An 18,440-nucleotide genomic window follows, 5' to 3' on the forward strand; every position below is an offset into this window, starting at 1 on the left:
TTTTCTGACGTAGAAAAACCTCTTTCCACTAAGAAAGAGGTTTGAAGTTTATCTTCTCCCCTCTTATCTGCCAGAAAGTTTTACTTTCTGCTGGAATTAGCACCGTGCCTTTTGGCGTAAATAAACGCCCCATTTCACAATGGTATTACGGTCGGTTGCTGGGCTTCATCGGGCCAAATCCCTCCACCTGCTCTTGATAAGAGTTGTATAATTTTTTAGAATTTTTAACTTTATGTTGAAGACTATACCAAGAATAAAAATCACTTGTCAACATTTTATTTGTATAATTCTGGACGTCGATCCGCAAAAACTGGAATTCCTTTGCGTACTTCTTTAATTTTCTCGAATGTAAGCTCTCCAAATAGAATTGCTTCTTCTTCATTTGCTTCTACAACAACTTCGCCCCAAGGATCGACAATTAAAGAATGGCCAGCAAACTCATTATTTGGATCCTTCCCTGCCCTATTACATGCTACAACATAACACTGGTTTTCAACTGCTCTTGCTTGTAATAGCAAACGCCAATGTGCTAAACGAACTAATGGCCATTCAGCTACAACAAATAAAACTTTTGCACCTTTAGCAGTATGAACGCGCATCCACTCCGGAAAACGAATATCATAGCAAATTGTGCCAGCGCACTCTACATCATCTAACTTAAATTCACCAGTACGATTTCCAGCGATTAAATATTTATGTTCATCCATAAGCTGAAATAAATGCACTTTACTATATTCATGGACTAGTTCTCCTTTATTCGTTACAACATACATTGTATTTGTAACACCTTGCTCCGTTTGCTTTGCTATAGAACCACCAACAATATGTACACCATATTGTTTCGACCATTCTATCAACTTTTCTTTCGTTTCCAATCCATCCCTATCTGCAATTTCAGAGAGTCTCGTTAAATCATAACCTGTTGTCCATAGTTCTGGTAAGACGATAACATCTGGTCTTTCCTTCATCGCTTCGCTTATTTTATTTTTAGCATTCTCAATATTTTTTTCTACATCTCCAAAGACAATATCCATCTGAATACATGCGACTTTCATTTTTTCAGCCCCATTCTCATTTTTTTCTTTACAAAATACTGGAAAGATTATATCATTTGTCACTAGAATTGTAACAACTTTCAAAAGAGGTGGAAAGTATGAAATCATTTCAACCTTCTGAGATAGTAACATCATTGCCAACACAATTTTTCGCTTCACTTGTTGCAAAAGTTAACAAAGTCGTTGCAGCTGGTCACGATGTTATTAATCTAGGTCAAGGTAATCCAGATCAACCAACACCGCAGCATATCGTAAAAGCTTTGCAAGATGCTGCTGAAAAGACCATTCATCATAAATATCCGCCATTTCGCGGACACGAAAGCTTAAAAGAAGCTGTAGCAACATTCTATCAACGTGAATACGGCGTAGAATTAAATTCGAAAACTGAAGTTGCTATTCTGTTTGGTGGAAAGGCTGGATTAGTAGAATTACCAGTTTGCTTTACAAACCCTGGTGATACGATTCTCGTTCCCGATCCAGGTTATCCAGATTATTTATCAGGTGTCGCTTTAGCAAAAGCAAAATTTGAAACAATGCCACTTATTGCAGAAAATAACTTTTTACCAGATTATGCGAAAATTGATGATTCTATTGCCGAGCGTGCAAAATTAATGTTTTTAAACTATCCAAATAATCCTACAGGTGCTACTGCATCAAAAGATTTTTTTGATGAAACGATTCATTTTGCCAATAAACACAATATATTAGTTGTTCATGATTTTGCTTATGGTGCTATAGGATTCGACGGTCAAAAGCCAGTTAGTTTCTTACAAGCAGACGGTGCCAAAGATACAGGAATCGAAATTTACACATTATCGAAAACTTTTAATATGGCTGGCTGGCGCATCGCTTTTGCTGTAGGGAATGAAAGTGTGATTGAAACAATCAACCTATTACAAGATCATATGTATGTTAGCATCTTCGGTGCAGTTCAAGATGCCGCCCGCGAAGCACTATTAAGTTCACAGTCTTGCGTAATAGACCTTGTAAATAGTTACGAATCTCGACGAAACGCTCTTATTTCAGCTTGTCACTCAATTGGTTGGAATGTAAACATTCCAACAGGATCATTCTTTGCATGGCTTCCTGTTCCAAAAGGATATACTTCTGAGCAATTTTCTAATATTTTACTAGAAAAAGCACATGTCGCAGTTGCTCCTGGTGTTGGATTTGGTGAGCATGGCGAAGGGTATGTCCGTGTTGGTCTCTTACATACAGAAGATAGGTTAAGAGAAGCCATTCATCGAATTGATAAATTAAATTTTTTCAAAAAGTAATTGACAACATGAAAAATATCTGACAAAATTCAGTTATCTTAAAAATTTAAACATTTCTAAATACTTCTTATCAAGAGCAGGTGGAGGGACGAGCCCGACGAAACCCGGCAACCGATCTACAATTGTAGACACGGTGCTAATTCTCGCAGCATTACGCTGACAGATAAGGAGCTGGTTGTAAAAAAACCTCTCCTTAGCTGAGAGGTTTTTTTATTTAACTAGGAGGTTATAACAATGAGCGGAATTATAGCGACATATTTAATCCATGATGATTCACATAACTTAGAAAAAAAAGCTGAGCAAATTGCACTCGGTTTAACAATTGGCTCTTGGACTCATTTGCCACATTTATTGCAAGAACAATTAAAGCAGCATAAAGGCAACGTCATTCATGTTGAGGAATTAGCTGCACATGAACATACCAATTCGTATTTACGTAAAAAAGTGAAACGCGGAATTATTAAAATCGAATATCCGTTATTAAATTTCAGTCCAGATTTACCAGCAATTTTAACGACTACATTTGGAAAGCTATCACTTGATGGCGAAGTAAAATTAATTGACTTAACTTTTTCAGACGAATTAAAAAAACAGTTTCCTGGTCCAAAATTCGGGATAGATGGTATTCGAAATCTTTTACAAGTACATGATCGTCCTCTTTTAATGAGTATTTTTAAAGGAATGATTGGACGAAATATTGGGTATTTAAAAACGCAATTACGCGATCAAGCAATTGGTGGTGTAGATATCGTAAAAGATGATGAGATATTATTCGAAAATGCATTAACACCACTTACGAAACGCATCGTATCTGGAAAAGAAGTTTTACAATCCGTATATGAAACGTACGGACATAAAACGTTATATGCCGTAAATTTAACAGGACGAACTTTTGATTTAAAAGAAAATGCGAAACGTGCAGTGCAAGCTGGAGCTGATATTCTATTATTTAACGTATTCTCTTACGGACTAGATGTACTACAATCACTTGCAGAAGATGATGAAATCCCGCTTCCTATTATGGCACACCCTGCTGTAAGTGGTGCTTATTCCGCATCCAAGTTATATGGAGTTTCATCTCCATTATTACTCGGAAAGCTACTCCGTTATGCTGGGGCTGACTTTTCATTATTCCCATCTCCATACGGAAGTGTTGCGCTAGAAAAAGAGGAAGCTCTTGCTATCTCAAAATATTTAACTGAAGGCGATTCATTTTTCAAGAAGAGCTTTTCTGTTCCGTCTGCTGGTATTCACCCTGGTTTCGTTCCCTTTATTGTACGAGATTTCGGTAAAGATGTTGTTATTAATGCTGGTGGCGGAATACATGGACATCCAAATGGGGCGCAGGGCGGCGGTAAAGCTTTCCGTGCTGCAATTGATGCTACTTTGCAAAATAAACCACTCCATGAAGTAGATGACATAAATTTGCATAGCGCACTACAAATATGGGGAAATCCCTCTCATGAGGTGAAATTATGAGTATTCAAGTATTTTGTGATTTCGATGGCACGATTACAAATAATGATAACATTATGTCCATTATGGAAAAATTTGCACCACCAGAAGCTGAAGAAGTAAAGAATAGAATTTTATCACAAGAGCTATCTATTCAAGAAGGTGTTTCTCAATTATTTCAATTCATACCTACTAATCTGCACGATGAAATTATTCAATTTTTAATAGAGACTGCTGAAATCCGTAATGGTTTTCATGAATTTATACAATTTGTAAATAAAAATAATATTTCCTTTTATGTTATATCAGGTGGAATGGATTTCTTCGTCTATCCACTCTTACAAGGACTCATTCCGAAAGAGCAAATTTACTGTAATGAAACAGATTTTTCAAATGAATACATTACGGTGAATTGGCCTCATCCTTGTGATCATCATTGTCAAAATCATTGCGGATTATGTAAATCATCACTCATCCGTAAATTAAGTAATACAAATGACTTCCATATTGTAATCGGAGATTCAATTACTGATTTACAAGCTGCGAAACAAGCGGATAAAGTGTTCGCTCGTGACTTCCTTATTACAAAATGTGAAGAAAATCATATTTCTTATACACCATTTGAATCGTTTCACGATATTCAAAACGAATTAAAACATTTGTTGGAGGTGAAATTATGAAACAACTTTTTCGTCAATGGTATGACTTAAGCGAGATAAAAAAAGAATTAACAACACGAAATTGGTTTCCAGCAACGAGTGGTAATATTTCTATAAAGGTTAGTCATGAACCACTCACTTTTCTCATTACAGCAAGTGGTAAAGATAAAACAAAAACGACTCCAGATGATTTTCTATTAGTAGATCATCTAGGGGTTCCCGTATTAGAAACTGAATTACGTCCTTCAGCAGAAACAATCTTGCATACACATATTTATAACAATACGAATGCTGGATGCGTCCTTCATGTTCATACAATCGATAACAATGTTATCACAAATTTATATAGTGATGCAGTCACACTTCAAAATCAAGAAATTATTAAAGCTCTCGATATTTGGGAAGAAGGTGCAACAATAAACATTCCTATTATCGAAAACCATGCCCATATCCCAACGCTTGGAGAAAACTTCCGCAAGCATATACAAGGAGATTCGGGGGCAGTATTAATCCGTAACCATGGTATTACCGTATGGGGCCGAGATAGCTTTGATGCAAAGAAAAGATTAGAAGCTTATGAGTTTTTATTCCAATTTCATATAAAACTATTATCAATTCAAGGAGGCGTTTCTAATGGCGCAAATTCGTATTCATGAAATAAATACTCGCATTGAAAATGAAGTGGAAGTATCAAAATTTCTACAAGAGGAAGGCGTTTTATATGAGAAATGGAATATTTCCAAACTTCCTACTCATTTAAAAGAAAATTACTCATTAACAGATGAAAACAAAGCTGAAATATTAGCTGTGTTTTCAAAAGAAATTGCTGATGTTTCATCACGCCGAGGTTATAAAGCACATGATGTAATTTCACTTTCAAATAGCACACCTAACCTTGACGAACTATTAATTAATTTCCAAAAAGAACACCATCATACTGATGATGAAGTTCGCTTTATTGTTAGTGGTCATGGCATCTTTGCCATTGAAGGAAAAGATGGGACATTCTTTGACGTTGAACTTGAGCCAGGCGATCTCATATCTGTTCCTGAAAATGCAAGACATTATTTTACCTTGCAAGATGATCGTCAAGTTGTAGCTATTCGTATTTTTGTTACAACTGAAGGCTGGGTTCCAATCTATTAAGGTAGTTAGTTGAATAAAAGGCCTTGGACCCCCTTTTCCAACCTTTTATTCACTCTACATATATACATCCTCCTATGGAACAGGCTTATTTCATTTTGAAATAAGCCTGATTTTTTATGGTTCTAACCGTATTATTCCTTCTTTTCAGTACAATCTCTCCCTTCAATTTTTCAAGTATATTTATTAAGACTTTTTGAACATTTATTGAACTTTTTTTGAACTTTTTCTGAAAATTCTGTTTTATATATGATATACTACAATTAGCTAAGAAGGAAAAGAAAATCGCAAACAGAGGGGGATAATCATGAGTTTACTTATCGCACTTATACTAGGGGTTACGTGTGGAGCACTTCCTATTATTCTAGGAGCTATTATGGAAGAGTTAGAAGTTGGTGTTTTAGGTTTTGTTGCATCTTGTGTAAGCGCTTTACTTTTTGGTTTATTCGGTGCTATTCCTGTTTCAATTCTCTGTGCATTTTATATAGTACGCCATGCTCGTACAAAACAATTTGGTCCTAATCACATCGCGCAAGTGATTCCATTCCCAATCGAACGATGCCGCCGGGCTTCTAGCTTATAATTACAAAATTAAAAATAAAAGTCCTCAAATGAGGACTTTTATTTATTTTCTTCTAGAAATTGAAACAATTCTTGTAGATGCAAAGCGTCTTCACTATAGCTAACAGATACATGATATATACCATCAATCTCCGCTTCCATGTAAAGGTCAACTCCATCTCGATCATATTTCAATGCCAAATAAAATTCCATTTCTTCTAGCATCTTTTTTGAAGTTCGAATAACGTAATGCCCTTTCTCATCTCTTCCATATTCGAAATTCGGTTCAAAATCATATTTTTGTTTAAAAGCTTCTTTTTGTTTTTCATTAATTTGTATACATGTTGCTCTTTGTACAGTATCAATCATCTCATCAAATTTTTGAAGATCCATCTCATTTACCCCCTTACGTATTTTTTGTATAACACTTGTGTTCCGCTATTTTCTTCCCCATCTTTTATTAGCTCTTCATACAATTCCTTCGCCAAACTTAAACCTGGTACTTGTAATTGTAATCTTTCAGCCTCATCTAACGCGATCTTCATATCTTTCATAAAATGCTTTACATAAAAACCTGGTTCAAAATCTCCCTTTAACATTCGAGGAGCTAAATTACTTAATGACCAGCTACCTGCTGCTCCCGTTGAAATACTCTCCAATACTTTATCAGGATCTAATCCAGCCTTTTTCGCATAAGCAACAGCTTCACATACTCCAATCATGTTGGAAGCAATCGCAATTTGATTGCACATTTTTGTATGTTGTCCACTTCCAGCAGGCCCTTGCAACTGAATATTTGTTCCTAGTTTTTCAAATAACGGTAAACATCTATCATATATTTCTTTCTCTCCACCGACCATAATTGCGAGTCTTGCTTCTTTCGCACCAACGTCTCCTCCAGATACAGGTGCATCTAACGTATATACATTCTTACTTTTTCCAGTTTCATTAATACGTTTTGCCAATGTTGGTGTAGATGTCGTGAAATCAATTGCGATTGTGCCTTCATTTGCATTCTCCAAAATTCCATCTATCCCAAAGTACACTTCTTCTACATCATGTGGATACCCAACCATAGTCATTACAACATCAACTTGCTTTACTAACTCTTTCGGTGTATCACACCAATTTGCACCATCTTGCACTAAAGAGTCTGTTTTCGATTTTGTTCTATTATATACATATACTGTATGACCGTCTTGCATTAAATGACGCACCATACTTTTTCCCATTACACCAATACCAATGAAACCAATTGATACATTTTTATGTTTCATTTTCTCATCCCCTTTGTTCTAATAAATCACTTACCATCTTTCGGAAATCTTTATTAAAGTCATCATCCATACTATTTTTCACGTTTGAAAATAAAATAACAAAAGTCCCTTTTTCTTTATTAAAATTATTGAAAGTATTCCACCCAGATAGTACACCATGGTTATGAAAATAATCCGGATATATGTAAAAACTAAATGCATATTTTCGTTCTGTTGAAGGTGAAAACATCGCTTGTATACTTTGTTCAGAAAGAAGTTTCCCATTTATAATTGCTTCGTCTAATTTCTTCATATCTCCAACTGTCGTATACATCTCACCACAACCATATAGCCAATCCATGCCTACCTTCTGCGCTGGTACAAGCTCTTGATTTTTTTTCACATAACCCTTTGTGAAATTTTTATCTCCAGGTACCATATTTCCCATACCAGATTCATGCATATCTGCTTTTATAAATATATTTTCTTTTATGTAATCTCCTAAAGGTTTTTTCGATATATGTTCTATTATATAGGCAAGCACCATATAATTATAATCTGTATATCTCCAACCTGTTCCTGCAGGAAATTCTAAATTTTGACGTCCAATCCAATTCATTAACTGTAAACGGGAGGCAGCATTAACATTGCCTTTTGCGTGTTCAGGTAAACCAGAGGTATGCGTTAATAAATGATATAACGTAATATTTTTATTCTCCGGAAATGAAGGAATATATTTATTTACATTATCTTGAATATTTAGCTTCCCTTGATCCTGCAGTTGTAAAATAGATGTAGCCACAACTGTTTTCGTAATAGAACCGATACGATATTTTGTGTGAGGCGTATTTTCTATTTTATTTTGAACATCAGCATACCCATATCCTTTATTCAATATAACATGCTCTTTATCTGTTACCAAAACTGTTCCATTGAATTGCTTTCCGACTAAATATTGATCTAATTTTTGAGATATGCTAGCATAATCAATTTGCTTTTCTTTTTTTTCTTCTTCTATATTCTCTTGTACTTCTGATTCAACAGCAGGATTCACCTTAGTTGTTAATTCTTTACTTTCCTTTATATTAGGATTATAGAGAAAATAGTATACTCCTCCACAAACTACAGCACATATTGAAACTATCATCATTATTTTTTTCATCATATTGTTCCTCCATAATTCCTTCGTTCAAAATCCCCCCTACACTCTATTATCAAGTAATAAAAAAAAATCGCAACAATTTGTTGCGAAAAATCACTTTTTTTCTTTTCTATATACACACACTTGATTTTTCCCATTTTTTTTCGCTTCATATAATGCAATATCCGCTCGTTGCATTAATTCTTCTCTTGTAATCCCTTTTTCATATAATGCAACTCCAAAGCTCGCTGTTAATTTCGAAATTCCTGAGAATTGCTTTGTTTCAATGAAAAATCGTAATGATTCCGCAACTTGAAATGCTTCTTTTTCTACCGTATTCGTTACTAAAATAATAAATTCTTCTCCTCCCCACCTAGCAAATACATGTTGCTGCTCCACTTTAGATTTCATGAGCTCTGCAAGCTCAATTAATGCTAAGTCACCAAAATCATGGCCATACGTGTCATTTACTGCTTTAAAATTATCTATATCAAATAAAATAAGTGCTATGTTTTCATTATTACGCATCGCATTATCCCATTCTGCCTCGAGTATTTGTTGGAATTTCAAACGATTATAAATCTCTGTTAACGAATCTATCATAGCAAGTCTTTCTTGTTCTTGATAGATTTCATCTAATTCGGTAATCTCTGTACACTTCACAATAAATCTTGATAAATCTTCTGGCAATGGTGTCGCACGCAATAAAAAAGTTGATACTTCCCCTTCATAGTTGGACATCTTAATTCTTCTATCATATGATAATGTATCATCTAACCATGTTATATCATGAGTTGTTGAATAGTATCCATTTTCTCTAATAAGATGTTCAGCAAATACTAAATGTTGCTCACGATACGCAAACAAATTTTCATATCCGAAAAACTCTAAAAAATTTGTATTACAATCAACAATCTCATCGTCTTCTACTATAAATAATAGATCATTTCGAAAATCAAACATCGTTTGAAGTAGTTCTTGTTGCAAACTTACTTGCCGCACTAAAGAAAGCTGATATAAACTTTTATTTACTTCCTCTAACACCATTTGTGGAGTCACAGGGGCTATCACAATATTACGTATTCCTAACGTAAGCACCTCTGCAAACTCGCTTGTTATTTGTTGATCCCAAATGACAATAAATGTACTCTGTGGATTATACATATTCTTTATATATTTTATTTGAGAAAAATCTGTTACATACATAATTACAATATGTGGTTTAGTCCTCTGAAATAATACTTCGCCTTCTTCAAAACTATTTGCTATAAACATACATTTTGGATGGATATTTTCTATCGTTTGTTGATGCGTGCATCCATTTTCTATATAAAGGACATTTAACTGAAGATCTTGTAATACATTTTGGAAAACCGTATTTTCTAATAAAAAATGTAGTATGTTCATCACTAGTCTTCACTCACTTCATATATCTTGTTCTACAGAATTCCTCACAAACATTTTATAAAAAACTGTTCTCTAAAAACTTTAATGAGTGAGGGATACATGTTAACAAGCTAATTGAGAATGTTCTCTTCATTTTTCACTCTATAAATTCCTTTTTTAGTGTATGATTATAGGAATTGTATCGTTTGTATGAATGCCCTAGCTTCCGCTTTAAAACTTGACAATTAAAATAAAGATATTATATTCTTAAATTCGATAACTTACAAAATGTAAGTAGAATATATTACATTTGTTTTTTTCATAATTTGATATGTAATTTGGAGGATATATAATGACAAACGAAAACTTTTTTAATGTTCTATATGAACGCACATCTACACGTGCATTCAACCCAGAGAAAGAAATTTCATCTACAGAGTTACACGAGATTTTAAAGGGAGCTGCTCAAGCACCTTCTGCTTGGAACTTACAGCACTGGAAATTCCTCGTATTCCAAGGTGAAGATGTACAGAAACGATTACATCCAATTGCTTATAACCAACAACAAATTCTTGATGCTTCTGCTGTAGTCGCTATTTTAGGTGATTTAGAAGCTTATAAAAATGTTGAACAAGTTTATGGTCCAATTGTAGAACAAGGATTTATGAAAGAAGAAGCAAAAGAGCGCTTAGCTAAAAATATTGAGTCTGCATATGCACGTGAGCAATTCCCAAGAGATGCAGCCTTTTCAAATGCATCTTTAGCAGCAATGCAACTTATGCTTGCAGCTAAAGCAACTGGCTGGGATACTTGTGCGATTGGTGGTTTCAACCCACAAGCACTTACAGAAGAATTCAATGTTTCATCTCGCTACGTACCAATTATGCTTATTACAATTGGTGAATCAACTTTAAAAGGCCACCCTGCACCACGAATGAGCGTAGAACAAGTGAGTGAATGGGCAAAATAATAAAGTGAAACTTGAATCAATGTGAGGGTCTTACTGCCCTTTCATACGAATAAAAAAGAAACGAAGGTAATTTCATTACCTTCGTTTCTTTTTTATTCTGTCACACATCCGTAATACTAAAATGTATGATTCGACATCCGCACATAAAAACAGTAAATTTCATGCTATTCGCATACACATAAATGACGTTTTGTGTCGAATTTTGTTAAAGTATCGAAATATAACCGTGTGTTTTTGTTACAATTATGATACAATGATAACAAATAGATAACAAGAGAGGGATTTTCATTGAGTTCATACGGAAGCTTTATTGCACTTTTATGTTACATAGTAACTGTACTGCTTCTATATTTTATTGGCGATGCTGCAAACATTTCAGTTTTACAATTCCCAAAAGAAGAAGCATTCCACTTAGAATCAGAAAAACATACTGCACGATCCATTGTACCGCTACTGTTAGCTCTTCCTGTATATATCATCGTTTTATATAAAAGCAAAAAAGTGTAAAGGCTACCTATTTCATTCATTTCGGTGGTCTTTGCACTTTTTTGTGATATCTATCCTATTTTAAACATCATTCCGTAATAAACACCCAGCTAGTCTTTTAAAATGAGAAATTCCCCTAGAAAAAATTCCACTCTCTGTCCAGTCACTCACTACCGAACTTACATAGATTATAAGTGTGAAGGGGGTGATGAGGATTATGTTTGGATCATTTGGATGCTGTGATAACTTTAGAGACTGTCATCATCATGAAAGAGAGTGCAGACATCATGAGAAAGAGAAAGAGAGAGAAGTAGTTAGACCACAACAACCAGCTGTATGTAACGTACTTGCTAATATTTCAGTTGGAACAGAGCTTTCTCTTTTAAGCATTAGAGGTAATGGCACTTTCAACAATGTAATTTTTGAAGGTTTCGCTAACGGTGTTGCTCTTTTCTCTGCTTTAGCTCGTAATAACAAAGACAACAAAGATAACAATAAAGACGATAAGAACAATCAAAACCGTAATACTTTTACTGGTATTTTACGTGTATGCCCAACTGATATCGTTGCTATCGCTATCTAATTCTGTTCCTTATCCTCTATAGTAAAAAAATAAGATTTACTTTTCTCATAGAAAAAACCTGAGACCGATTTCAAATCGACTCAGGTTTTTTTATTGATTATATGCTTTTAACGAGTTCAACAACTTCTTCAGCAGTTGACATCATTAATGCTTTTTCTGCTAATGTTTCCATTTCTGCTTTTGACAACTTGCTTAGTTGTGTTCTTGCAGGAAGAATAGATGTTGCACTCATACTGAACTCATCTAAACCTAATCCTAATAATAATGGGATAGCAAGTGAATCGCCCGCCATCTCACCACACATACCAGCCCATTTGCCTTCTTTATGAGCAGCATCGATAACCATTTTTACAAGACGTAAAATAGATGGGTTATATGGTTGGTATAAGTAAGATACTTGTTCGTTCATACGGTCTGCAGCCATTGTGTATTGAATTAAGTCGTTTGTTCCGATAGAGAAGAAATCAACTTCTTTTGCGAATTGATCTGCTAATACTGCTGAAGCTGGAATTTCAACCATCATACCAACTTCAATAGAATCAGAAACAGTTGTACCCGCTTCTACAAGTTTTGCTTTTTCTTCTAATAAGATTGCTTTCGCTTGACGGAACTCATCAAGTGTTGCAATCATTGGGAACATAATTTTTAAGTTACCATATACGCTAGCACGAAGTAATGCACGAAGTTGTGTACGGAACACATCTTGCTCATCAAGACATAAGCGAATTGCACGGTATCCTAAGAATGGGTTCATTTCTTTTGGTAAATGTAAGTATGGAAGCTCTTTATCTCCACCGATGTCAAGTGTACGAACAACAACAGGTTGACCTTCTTTTACACCTTCAAGAACTGCTTTATATGCTTCGAACTGCTCTTCTTCTGTTGGAAGATTGTCACGGCCCATGTATAAGAATTCTGTACGGTATAAACCAACGCCTTCTCCGCCATTATCGATAATACCTTGTACATCATTTGGTGTTCCGATATTTGCAACAAGCTCAACGTGATGTCCATCACTTGTTACAGTAGCTTGGTCTTTTAATTTTGCCCATTCAGCTTTTTGCTCTTCAAATTTCGCTTTCTTTTCTTCAAACGAGCGAAGAGTTTCTTCTGATGGATTAACAATTACTTCTCCATCTAAACCATCGATGATTACGATATCGCCATTTTGGATTTTCTCCATAACAACTTTCGTACCAACAACAGCTGGAATTTCCATAGAGCGAGCCATAATCGCAGAGTGAGATGTACGACCACCGATATCAGTTGTAAAACCTTTTGCATACTTACGGTTTAACTGAGCCGTATCAGATGGTGTTAAATCTTCAGCAATAATGATTACTTCTTCAGAAATTGTACCAGGATTTGAGAAGTTAATGCCTAGTAAATGTGCAAGAACACGTTTTGTTACGTCACGAATGTCCGCAGCACGTTCTTTCATATATTCGTTATCCATGTTTTCAAACATAGAAATAAACATTGATGCAACTTCATCCATTGCAAATTCAGCATTTACTTTTTCACTATTTACTTTATCTTTTACTGGGTTTACTAGTTCTGGATCATTTAACACTAATAAATGTGCTTCAAAGATCGCAGCTTTGTCAGCACCTAGCTCAGCAAAAGCGTGGTCCTTAATAGCTTCTAATTCAGTTTTTGCTTTCTCAAGCGCAGCTTCTAAGCGTGCAATTTCTGCAGCTTCGTTTGTAATTGATTTCTTTTCGATGTTAAATTCAGGATTTTCAAGTCTGAAAGCCTTTGCAATAGCAATCCCACTTGATGCAGCGATCCCTTGAATGTTAAGAGTCATTATTCTCCTAATCCTTCGTTTTTCATAGTTTCTTCGATAGCTGCTAGTGCTTGAGCTGCATCATCACCATTTGCAGTGATTTTAATTTCCGCGCCTTGTTGAATACCTAAAGACATAACGCCCATGATTGATTTTAAGTTAACGTTCTTTCCGTTATACTCTAAGTTAATGTCAGAACCAAATTTGCTTGCAGTGTTTACAAGTAGAGTTGCTGGACGAGCATGAATTCCTGAGTCGCTAGTTACTTTAAAGATTTTTTCCATGATAATTTATCTCCTTTAAATTACAGTATTTTTTAGTTGTATAGACGTGAGCACTACATCATCTATTGTATATAATAGGCGATGTTCGGTCAACCACATCGCCTATTATAATTATAAACATTTTGCGTCAAATTCCTACTGAATGTCAATAATAGCGTTTTCGCCCTTCTTAACATTTCCATCTTTTTTCAATTCGACTTGTTGCCCTTGTTGTAAATTCGTAAATACAATTGGTGTAATGATAGATGGTGCATTTTCTTTTACAAATGCAAGATCTACTTTTAATAATGGTTGTCCTTGTTTCACTTTGTCACCTTGTGCTACAAGTGCTTCAAAACCTTCACCATTTAATTTTACAGTATCAATACCGAAGTGGATTAAAATTTCTTTTCCACCTTCAGATTGAATACCAATTGCATGCTTTGTAGGGAATACGTTGACAATTTCACCGTTAACTGGAGAAACTACTGTTCCTTCTGTTGGCTCAATTGCAAATCCATCTCCCATCATTTTTCCTGAAAATACTTGATCCGGCACTTCTGTAATTGGTAGGATTTTCCCTTCAATTGGTGAAACGATTGTTTCGTTTTCATCAACTTTTTGAGGAGCTTCTTCTACTTTTACAGGCTCTTCTTTTTCAACATGAGGTGTACGACCTGACATAATATCATGAATTTGTGATTTTAATGTGTCAGATTTCGGTCCAAAAATAGCTTGAATGTTATTTCCAACTTCAAGTACACCAGCTGCTCCAAGTTCTTTCAAGCGATCTTTATTTACATTCTTTTGTTCGTTAACCTGTACACGTAAACGAGTAATACAAGCGTCTAAAGAAGCAATGTTTTCTTTACCACCAAGTGCTACTAATACTTCACGAGGAAGTTCACCAGCTTCTGCTTTTCCTGCACCTTCATTCGCATTTGCAACTTCACGACCAGGTGTTTTTAAATCCCATTTACGGATTGCAAATCGGAATCCGAAGTAGTAAATAACCGCTAGTACAAGACCAACAATAATTACCCACCACCATGCCGTACGGCCTGGTAGTACACCGAATAATAGGAAGTCGATTAAACCACCAGAGAATGTCATACCAATTTTAACACCTAAAATTTGCATTGTCATAAATGATAGACCAGCGAATACAGCGTGAATTCCGAATAATACTGGTGCTACGAATAAGAATGAAAATTCAAGTGGCTCTGTAATACCTGTTAAGAAAGATGTTAATGCAGCAGAACCTAAAATACCAGCTGCTAATTTTTTGTTTTCTGGACGTGCTTCATGGTACATTGCTAAAGCTGCTGCTGGAAGACCGAACATCATGAACGGATACTTACCAGTTGTAAATGTACCTGCTGTTAATTCTACACCGTCTTTTAACTGTGCCATAAAGATTTTTTGGTCACCACGAATTAATTCGCCAGCCGCATTTGTATACTGACCGAATTCGAACCAGAACGGTGAATAGAAAATGTGATGTAATCCAAATGGAATTAATGAACGTTCAATTAAACCGAAAATAAATGCTGCTAACGTTCTATTTGCATCAATCATTTGATGTGAGAACGTGTTTAAGCCACCTTGAATGTATGGCCAAACGAAGCACATGATAATACCTACTATTAAAGAGAATGTTGCAGTTGCGATCGGTACGAAACGCTTACCTGCAAAGAAACCTAAGTATGATGGTAATTCAATGTTGAAGTATTTATTATAGCAATATGCCGCTACTATCCCGACGATAATACCACCAAACACTCCAGTTTGTAGCGTTGGAATTCCTAATACGTTTGCATACGCTGGATCTGCAAATCCAATTTTTACTGGGTCTGCTCCAGAACTTGTTACTTTCACTAGCTTATCTACTTCTAAGAACACACTCATCGTTTTGTTCATAATTAAGTAGCCAACGAATGCTGCTAAACCAGCTACTCCGTCTCCACCAGCTAAGCCAATTGCTACCCCAACTGCGAATAGTAATGCAAGGTTAGCGAAAATAATATCACCAGATTGTTCCATAATTTTTGCTACCATTACGAACCAATCTGCTTTTAAAGCAGGAATAACATTTGTTAACTGTGGATTTTGAAATGCATTACCAAATCCAAGTAAAATACCTGCTGCCGGTAAAATCGCTACTGGAAGCATAAGCGCTTTTCCGACTTTTTGAAGAACACCAAAGATCTTCTTAAACATGGAAACCCTTCCTCTCTTATCTATATTGATACCTTCCGACAAACGCCAAAAAGGCATGAGGAAAAAAAGATAGAACGATAGCTATACAAAGGGTAGTATATCCCTTTCTCTAGCTTACATTCCTTACTTTTCTCCACTCATGCCTGATCGAATCAGTAACACGTGTCAAAAATAGGTTTACGTATAAGTTCACTATAATTAAGGCAAACGTTTTCGTTTTATACCTTAATGTGTTTGTCGAAATTTGTATAACTTTGCAATAGTTATTATACATAACTATTGTAAGCGATTCAATGATTTTTTTTAACGTTTTCATTTTCGACAAAAATATATGTCTTTTTACACATGCTCTGCCTTCACTAAGCGCTGCAAGTGCATCGTTAAATATATACTCTCTGCTTCATAAACAGGAAGTTGCAATTCTTTTTGCATAACCTTAACTAGCTTCCAAGCTAAATTATAACAAACAGGATATTCCGCCTTTAATAAATCAGCAAAACTTTGCGATTCCTCTACTTTTTCTCCTTTTTTCACCCTCTCAATAGCATATTGAAGATGACGAATAAGGCGTAAATAGTGAATACTTTCTTGGTCTAATGTAATTTGTAAGTTCGTCTCAATTAAAGATACAAGCTGTGCAATGAGACGGGAGTTTTGATTAACTGAAGATAAATCTGAATTTGTAAGTGAACTGTAAATATGGAGTGCAATAAACCCAATTTCTCCTTCTGGCAATGTAATTTGCAAACGAGAATTTAAAAGGTTTACAACGCCTTCAGCAATTTTATATTCCTCTGGATAGAGCATTTTCGTTTCAACTAAAAAAGGATTATCAATTGTAAACCCTTGTTTTAAACGCTTAATCGCAAAAGAAATATGATCTGTTAAAGCGATATGAATATGTTCATTCAATGGCGATTTTGCTTTTTCTTGAATATAGAACATAATATCATTCATTAATTCAATTAATTTTTCACTCACATGTGGAACTAGCAGTTTGTATTGTTCACGATCACGTTCATTTTTTAGAACAAACATTTTTTCAATTTGTTCTTGCTCCAATACATCTTTCGCTTTTTTCCCAAATCCAATTCCTTTACCAATCACTACTACTTCCTCATGTTCAGGATGGCTAGCAATGATGACATTATTATTTAAAACTTTTTTAATTTCTAGATAATTACTCATATAACACCACCCTCGTACTTAAATAGCCTGCTTTTATGTTACAGAACATTCTTCTTTGTCGTCAATGTAAAACATCTACCATTTCATAAAAATTCATTTTTTAGACATGTTTATATATGATGCGTATAATGTAAGAGCAACTGTACATAGAAAGGAGATAGCAACATGATTAAAATGTTTGTAAGTGATATCGACGGTACAATGATGCAACACGGAGGTTTAATTGACGAACAGGATATTGTAGCGCTTCGTAGTCTTGCTGAACAAAATGTGATTCTTTGTTTCGCTTCTGGCCGACTTGATAATGAAATTGCAGACTTAATGAAAGCTGTAAATACAAATTTCCACCGCATCAGTGTTAATGGTGTTTTTGTATATACAAATGAAAATAAGCAGCTATTATCTGCAACTTTTGATTCCAGCATTCTTCCTGAGTTGTTACACATGACGAATGAAGATCCTTATTTCCGTTATGTTAGTGATGAACATAATTACTACATTGAAGAAAAAACACCGTTTATTCACGAACTTGAGCAACAAGTAACGATGACTTCTGTCGAAGAACCAAATTTATTACAGAAAATAGATGATACAATTTTCCCGAATAAAATTTCTGTCGGTGGAACAAAGGAGAGCTTACAACTTCTTCAGAAAAAAATTGATGAAAAATTTCACGGAAAAGTTAGTACGTTCATTTCAGCAGAACAATGCTTAGATGTAATGCCACCTAATATTAGTAAAGGTTCTGCTATTTCTGTTTTATTAAAAGAGTTTCAATTACAACCAGAGGAAGTTGCTTGCATAGGGGATTCTTATAATGATATTCCAATGTTTGCTTTAACTCCTCACAGTTTTGCTATGGCTCAAGCAGATGACGCAGTAAAAGAACACGCTCACTATGTAGTAAATACAGTTAAAGATGCTGTTAACCACGTAATTGCTCATAATAAAAATACGACTCACTCCTTGTAAGGATGAGTCGTATTTTTTCTTTACATGTTAAACAAT

19 protein-coding genes and 2 riboswitches are annotated in these 18,440 nt (G+C 35.0%); of the genes, 10 read left to right on the forward strand and 9 right to left on the reverse strand.

All coding sequences use genetic code 11. From position 1 onward, the window contains the following. Positions 1 to 60 precede the first annotated feature (60 nt). Positions 61 to 203: riboswitch (SAM riboswitch) on the reverse strand. Positions 204 to 275: 72 nt separating this feature from the next. After that, entirely contained in the window at positions 276 to 1,139 is an 864-nt protein-coding gene (locus MKY00_RS20090) for a carbon-nitrogen family hydrolase (protein WP_029141189.1), read from the reverse strand. 14 nt (positions 1,140 to 1,153) lie between these two features. Here MKY00_RS20090 and MKY00_RS20095 point away from each other — a divergent pair, with 14 nt between their 5' ends. From MKY00_RS20095 to MKY00_RS20120, 6 genes are all read left to right on the forward strand, one after another. Then, positions 1,154 to 2,332, forward strand: coding sequence for a pyridoxal phosphate-dependent aminotransferase (locus tag MKY00_RS20095; protein WP_016718413.1), 1,179 nt, complete (start codon positions 1,154 to 1,156; stop codon positions 2,330 to 2,332). Positions 2,333 to 2,396: 64 nt separating this feature from the next. Next, positions 2,397 to 2,502: riboswitch (SAM riboswitch) on the forward strand. Positions 2,503 to 2,566: 64 nt separating this feature from the next. After that, positions 2,567 to 3,811: a 2,3-diketo-5-methylthiopentyl-1-phosphate enolase gene (mtnW, locus tag MKY00_RS20100; RefSeq protein WP_000014177.1), complete on the forward strand. Its 1,245-nt coding sequence runs from the start codon at positions 2,567 to 2,569 to the stop codon at positions 3,809 to 3,811. Further along, positions 3,808 to 4,467, forward strand: a complete 660-nt coding sequence (gene mtnX, locus MKY00_RS20105; protein ID WP_000027469.1) for a 2-hydroxy-3-keto-5-methylthiopentenyl-1-phosphate phosphatase — start codon at positions 3,808 to 3,810, stop codon at positions 4,465 to 4,467. The genes mtnW and mtnX overlap by 4 nt, the downstream gene beginning before the upstream one ends. Further along, complete coding sequence (locus tag MKY00_RS20110; protein ID WP_016718414.1) at positions 4,464 to 5,102, forward strand: methylthioribulose 1-phosphate dehydratase; 639 nt, start codon at positions 4,464 to 4,466, stop codon at positions 5,100 to 5,102. Before mtnX ends, MKY00_RS20110 begins: the two co-directional genes overlap by 4 nt. Then, a complete protein-coding gene (locus MKY00_RS20115) occupies positions 5,080 to 5,592 on the forward strand; it encodes a 1,2-dihydroxy-3-keto-5-methylthiopentene dioxygenase (protein ID WP_000057307.1) in 513 nt (170 codons plus the stop codon). Before MKY00_RS20110 ends, MKY00_RS20115 begins: the two co-directional genes overlap by 23 nt. 304 nt (positions 5,593 to 5,896) lie before the next feature. Next, the gene (locus MKY00_RS20120; RefSeq protein ID WP_000054670.1) at positions 5,897 to 6,172 is read left to right on the forward strand and encodes a hypothetical protein; all 276 of its coding nucleotides are present in this window, start codon (positions 5,897 to 5,899) and stop codon (positions 6,170 to 6,172) included. 38 nt (positions 6,173 to 6,210) lie between these two features. On the opposite strand, the gene MKY00_RS20125 is transcribed toward MKY00_RS20120, so the two are convergent. The 4 genes from MKY00_RS20125 to MKY00_RS20140 all read right to left on the reverse strand — a co-directional run bounded on the left by MKY00_RS20125 (position 6,211) and on the right by MKY00_RS20140 (position 9,954). Beyond that, positions 6,211 to 6,543 (reverse strand): DUF3909 family protein, encoded by a 333-nt coding sequence (locus MKY00_RS20125; RefSeq protein WP_000365614.1) that lies wholly within the window; start codon positions 6,541 to 6,543, stop codon positions 6,211 to 6,213. 5 nt (positions 6,544 to 6,548) lie between these two features. Continuing rightward, positions 6,549 to 7,427, reverse strand: a complete 879-nt coding sequence (locus MKY00_RS20130) for an NAD(P)-dependent oxidoreductase (RefSeq protein WP_000681096.1) — start codon at positions 7,425 to 7,427, stop codon at positions 6,549 to 6,551. 4 nt (positions 7,428 to 7,431) lie between these two features. Then, positions 7,432 to 8,571: a serine hydrolase domain-containing protein gene (locus tag MKY00_RS20135; RefSeq protein WP_000976136.1), complete on the reverse strand. Its 1,140-nt coding sequence runs from the start codon at positions 8,569 to 8,571 to the stop codon at positions 7,432 to 7,434. Between the two features lie 90 nt (positions 8,572 to 8,661). After that, the gene (locus MKY00_RS20140; RefSeq protein WP_001023204.1) at positions 8,662 to 9,954 is read right to left on the reverse strand and encodes a GGDEF domain-containing protein; all 1,293 of its coding nucleotides are present in this window, start codon (positions 9,952 to 9,954) and stop codon (positions 8,662 to 8,664) included. A 331-nt stretch (positions 9,955 to 10,285) separates the two neighbouring features. Between MKY00_RS20140 and MKY00_RS20145 the strand changes: the two genes are divergently transcribed. The 3 genes from MKY00_RS20145 (at position 10,286) to MKY00_RS20155 (ending at position 11,972) form a co-directional block, all read left to right on the forward strand. Next, entirely contained in the window at positions 10,286 to 10,903 is a 618-nt protein-coding gene (locus MKY00_RS20145) for a nitroreductase family protein (protein WP_000180605.1), read from the forward strand. Between the two features lie 288 nt (positions 10,904 to 11,191). After that, positions 11,192 to 11,410 (forward strand): hypothetical protein, encoded by a 219-nt coding sequence (locus MKY00_RS20150; protein WP_000100486.1) that lies wholly within the window; start codon positions 11,192 to 11,194, stop codon positions 11,408 to 11,410. A gap of 196 nt (positions 11,411 to 11,606) precedes the next feature. After that, positions 11,607 to 11,972 carry a DUF3915 domain-containing protein gene (locus MKY00_RS20155; RefSeq protein WP_000468015.1) on the forward strand — a complete coding sequence of 122 codons (366 nt, stop codon included), beginning with the start codon at positions 11,607 to 11,609 and terminating at the stop codon, positions 11,970 to 11,972. 97 nt (positions 11,973 to 12,069) lie between these two features. On the opposite strand, the gene ptsP is transcribed toward MKY00_RS20155, so the two are convergent. From ptsP to glcT, 4 genes are all read right to left on the reverse strand, one after another. After that, positions 12,070 to 13,782, reverse strand: coding sequence for a phosphoenolpyruvate--protein phosphotransferase (gene ptsP / locus MKY00_RS20160; protein WP_000174221.1), 1,713 nt, complete (start codon positions 13,780 to 13,782; stop codon positions 12,070 to 12,072). Then, entirely contained in the window at positions 13,782 to 14,045 is a 264-nt protein-coding gene (gene ptsH / locus MKY00_RS20165; RefSeq protein WP_000411079.1) for a phosphocarrier protein HPr, read from the reverse strand. The genes ptsP and ptsH overlap by 1 nt, the downstream gene beginning before the upstream one ends. A gap of 135 nt (positions 14,046 to 14,180) precedes the next feature. Then, the gene (gene ptsG, locus MKY00_RS20170; protein ID WP_000473182.1) at positions 14,181 to 16,244 is read right to left on the reverse strand and encodes a PTS glucose transporter subunit IIABC; all 2,064 of its coding nucleotides are present in this window, start codon (positions 16,242 to 16,244) and stop codon (positions 14,181 to 14,183) included. A 339-nt stretch (positions 16,245 to 16,583) separates the two neighbouring features. Continuing rightward, positions 16,584 to 17,432 (reverse strand): glucose PTS transporter transcription antiterminator GlcT, encoded by an 849-nt coding sequence (gene glcT, locus MKY00_RS20175; RefSeq protein ID WP_000073863.1) that lies wholly within the window; start codon positions 17,430 to 17,432, stop codon positions 16,584 to 16,586. A 165-nt stretch (positions 17,433 to 17,597) separates the two neighbouring features. Between glcT and MKY00_RS20180 the strand changes: the two genes are divergently transcribed. Further along, positions 17,598 to 18,404, forward strand: coding sequence for a Cof-type HAD-IIB family hydrolase (locus MKY00_RS20180; RefSeq protein ID WP_000594235.1), 807 nt, complete (start codon positions 17,598 to 17,600; stop codon positions 18,402 to 18,404). Positions 18,405 to 18,440: the final 36 nt, after the last annotated feature.

Source organism: Bacillus sp. FSL R9-9834 (assembly GCF_038006905.1).
GTDB lineage: Bacteria > Bacillota > Bacilli > Bacillales > Bacillaceae_G > Bacillus_A > Bacillus_A pacificus.

Excerpts from the sequence above, each read along its gene's own strand:
- MKY00_RS20095 (WP_016718413.1), top strand. The coding sequence starts at position 1,154 with ATGAAATCATTTCAACCTTCTGAGATAGTAACATCATTGCCAACACAA.
- mtnW (WP_000014177.1), top strand. The coding sequence starts at position 2,567 with ATGAGCGGAATTATAGCGACATATTTAATCCATGATGATTCACATAAC.
- mtnX (WP_000027469.1), top strand. The coding sequence starts at position 3,808 with ATGAGTATTCAAGTATTTTGTGATTTCGATGGCACGATTACAAATAAT.
- MKY00_RS20110 (WP_016718414.1), top strand. The coding sequence starts at position 4,464 with ATGAAACAACTTTTTCGTCAATGGTATGACTTAAGCGAGATAAAAAAA.
- MKY00_RS20115 (WP_000057307.1), top strand. The coding sequence starts at position 5,080 with ATGGCGCAAATTCGTATTCATGAAATAAATACTCGCATTGAAAATGAA.
- MKY00_RS20120 (WP_000054670.1), top strand. The coding sequence starts at position 5,897 with ATGAGTTTACTTATCGCACTTATACTAGGGGTTACGTGTGGAGCACTT.
- MKY00_RS20125 (WP_000365614.1), bottom strand. The coding sequence starts at position 6,543 with ATGGATCTTCAAAAATTTGATGAGATGATTGATACTGTACAAAGAGCA.
- MKY00_RS20130 (WP_000681096.1), bottom strand. The coding sequence starts at position 7,427 with ATGAAACATAAAAATGTATCAATTGGTTTCATTGGTATTGGTGTAATG.
- MKY00_RS20135 (WP_000976136.1), bottom strand. The coding sequence starts at position 8,571 with ATGATGAAAAAAATAATGATGATAGTTTCAATATGTGCTGTAGTTTGT.
- MKY00_RS20140 (WP_001023204.1), bottom strand. The coding sequence starts at position 9,954 with ATGAACATACTACATTTTTTATTAGAAAATACGGTTTTCCAAAATGTA.
- MKY00_RS20145 (WP_000180605.1), top strand. The coding sequence starts at position 10,286 with ATGACAAACGAAAACTTTTTTAATGTTCTATATGAACGCACATCTACA.
- MKY00_RS20155 (WP_000468015.1), top strand. The coding sequence starts at position 11,607 with ATGTTTGGATCATTTGGATGCTGTGATAACTTTAGAGACTGTCATCAT.
- ptsP (WP_000174221.1), bottom strand. The coding sequence starts at position 13,782 with ATGACTCTTAACATTCAAGGGATCGCTGCATCAAGTGGGATTGCTATT.
- ptsH (WP_000411079.1), bottom strand. The coding sequence starts at position 14,045 with ATGGAAAAAATCTTTAAAGTAACTAGCGACTCAGGAATTCATGCTCGT.
- ptsG (WP_000473182.1), bottom strand. The coding sequence starts at position 16,244 with ATGTTTAAGAAGATCTTTGGTGTTCTTCAAAAAGTCGGAAAAGCGCTT.
- glcT (WP_000073863.1), bottom strand. The coding sequence starts at position 17,432 with ATGAGTAATTATCTAGAAATTAAAAAAGTTTTAAATAATAATGTCATC.
- MKY00_RS20180 (WP_000594235.1), top strand. The coding sequence starts at position 17,598 with ATGATTAAAATGTTTGTAAGTGATATCGACGGTACAATGATGCAACAC.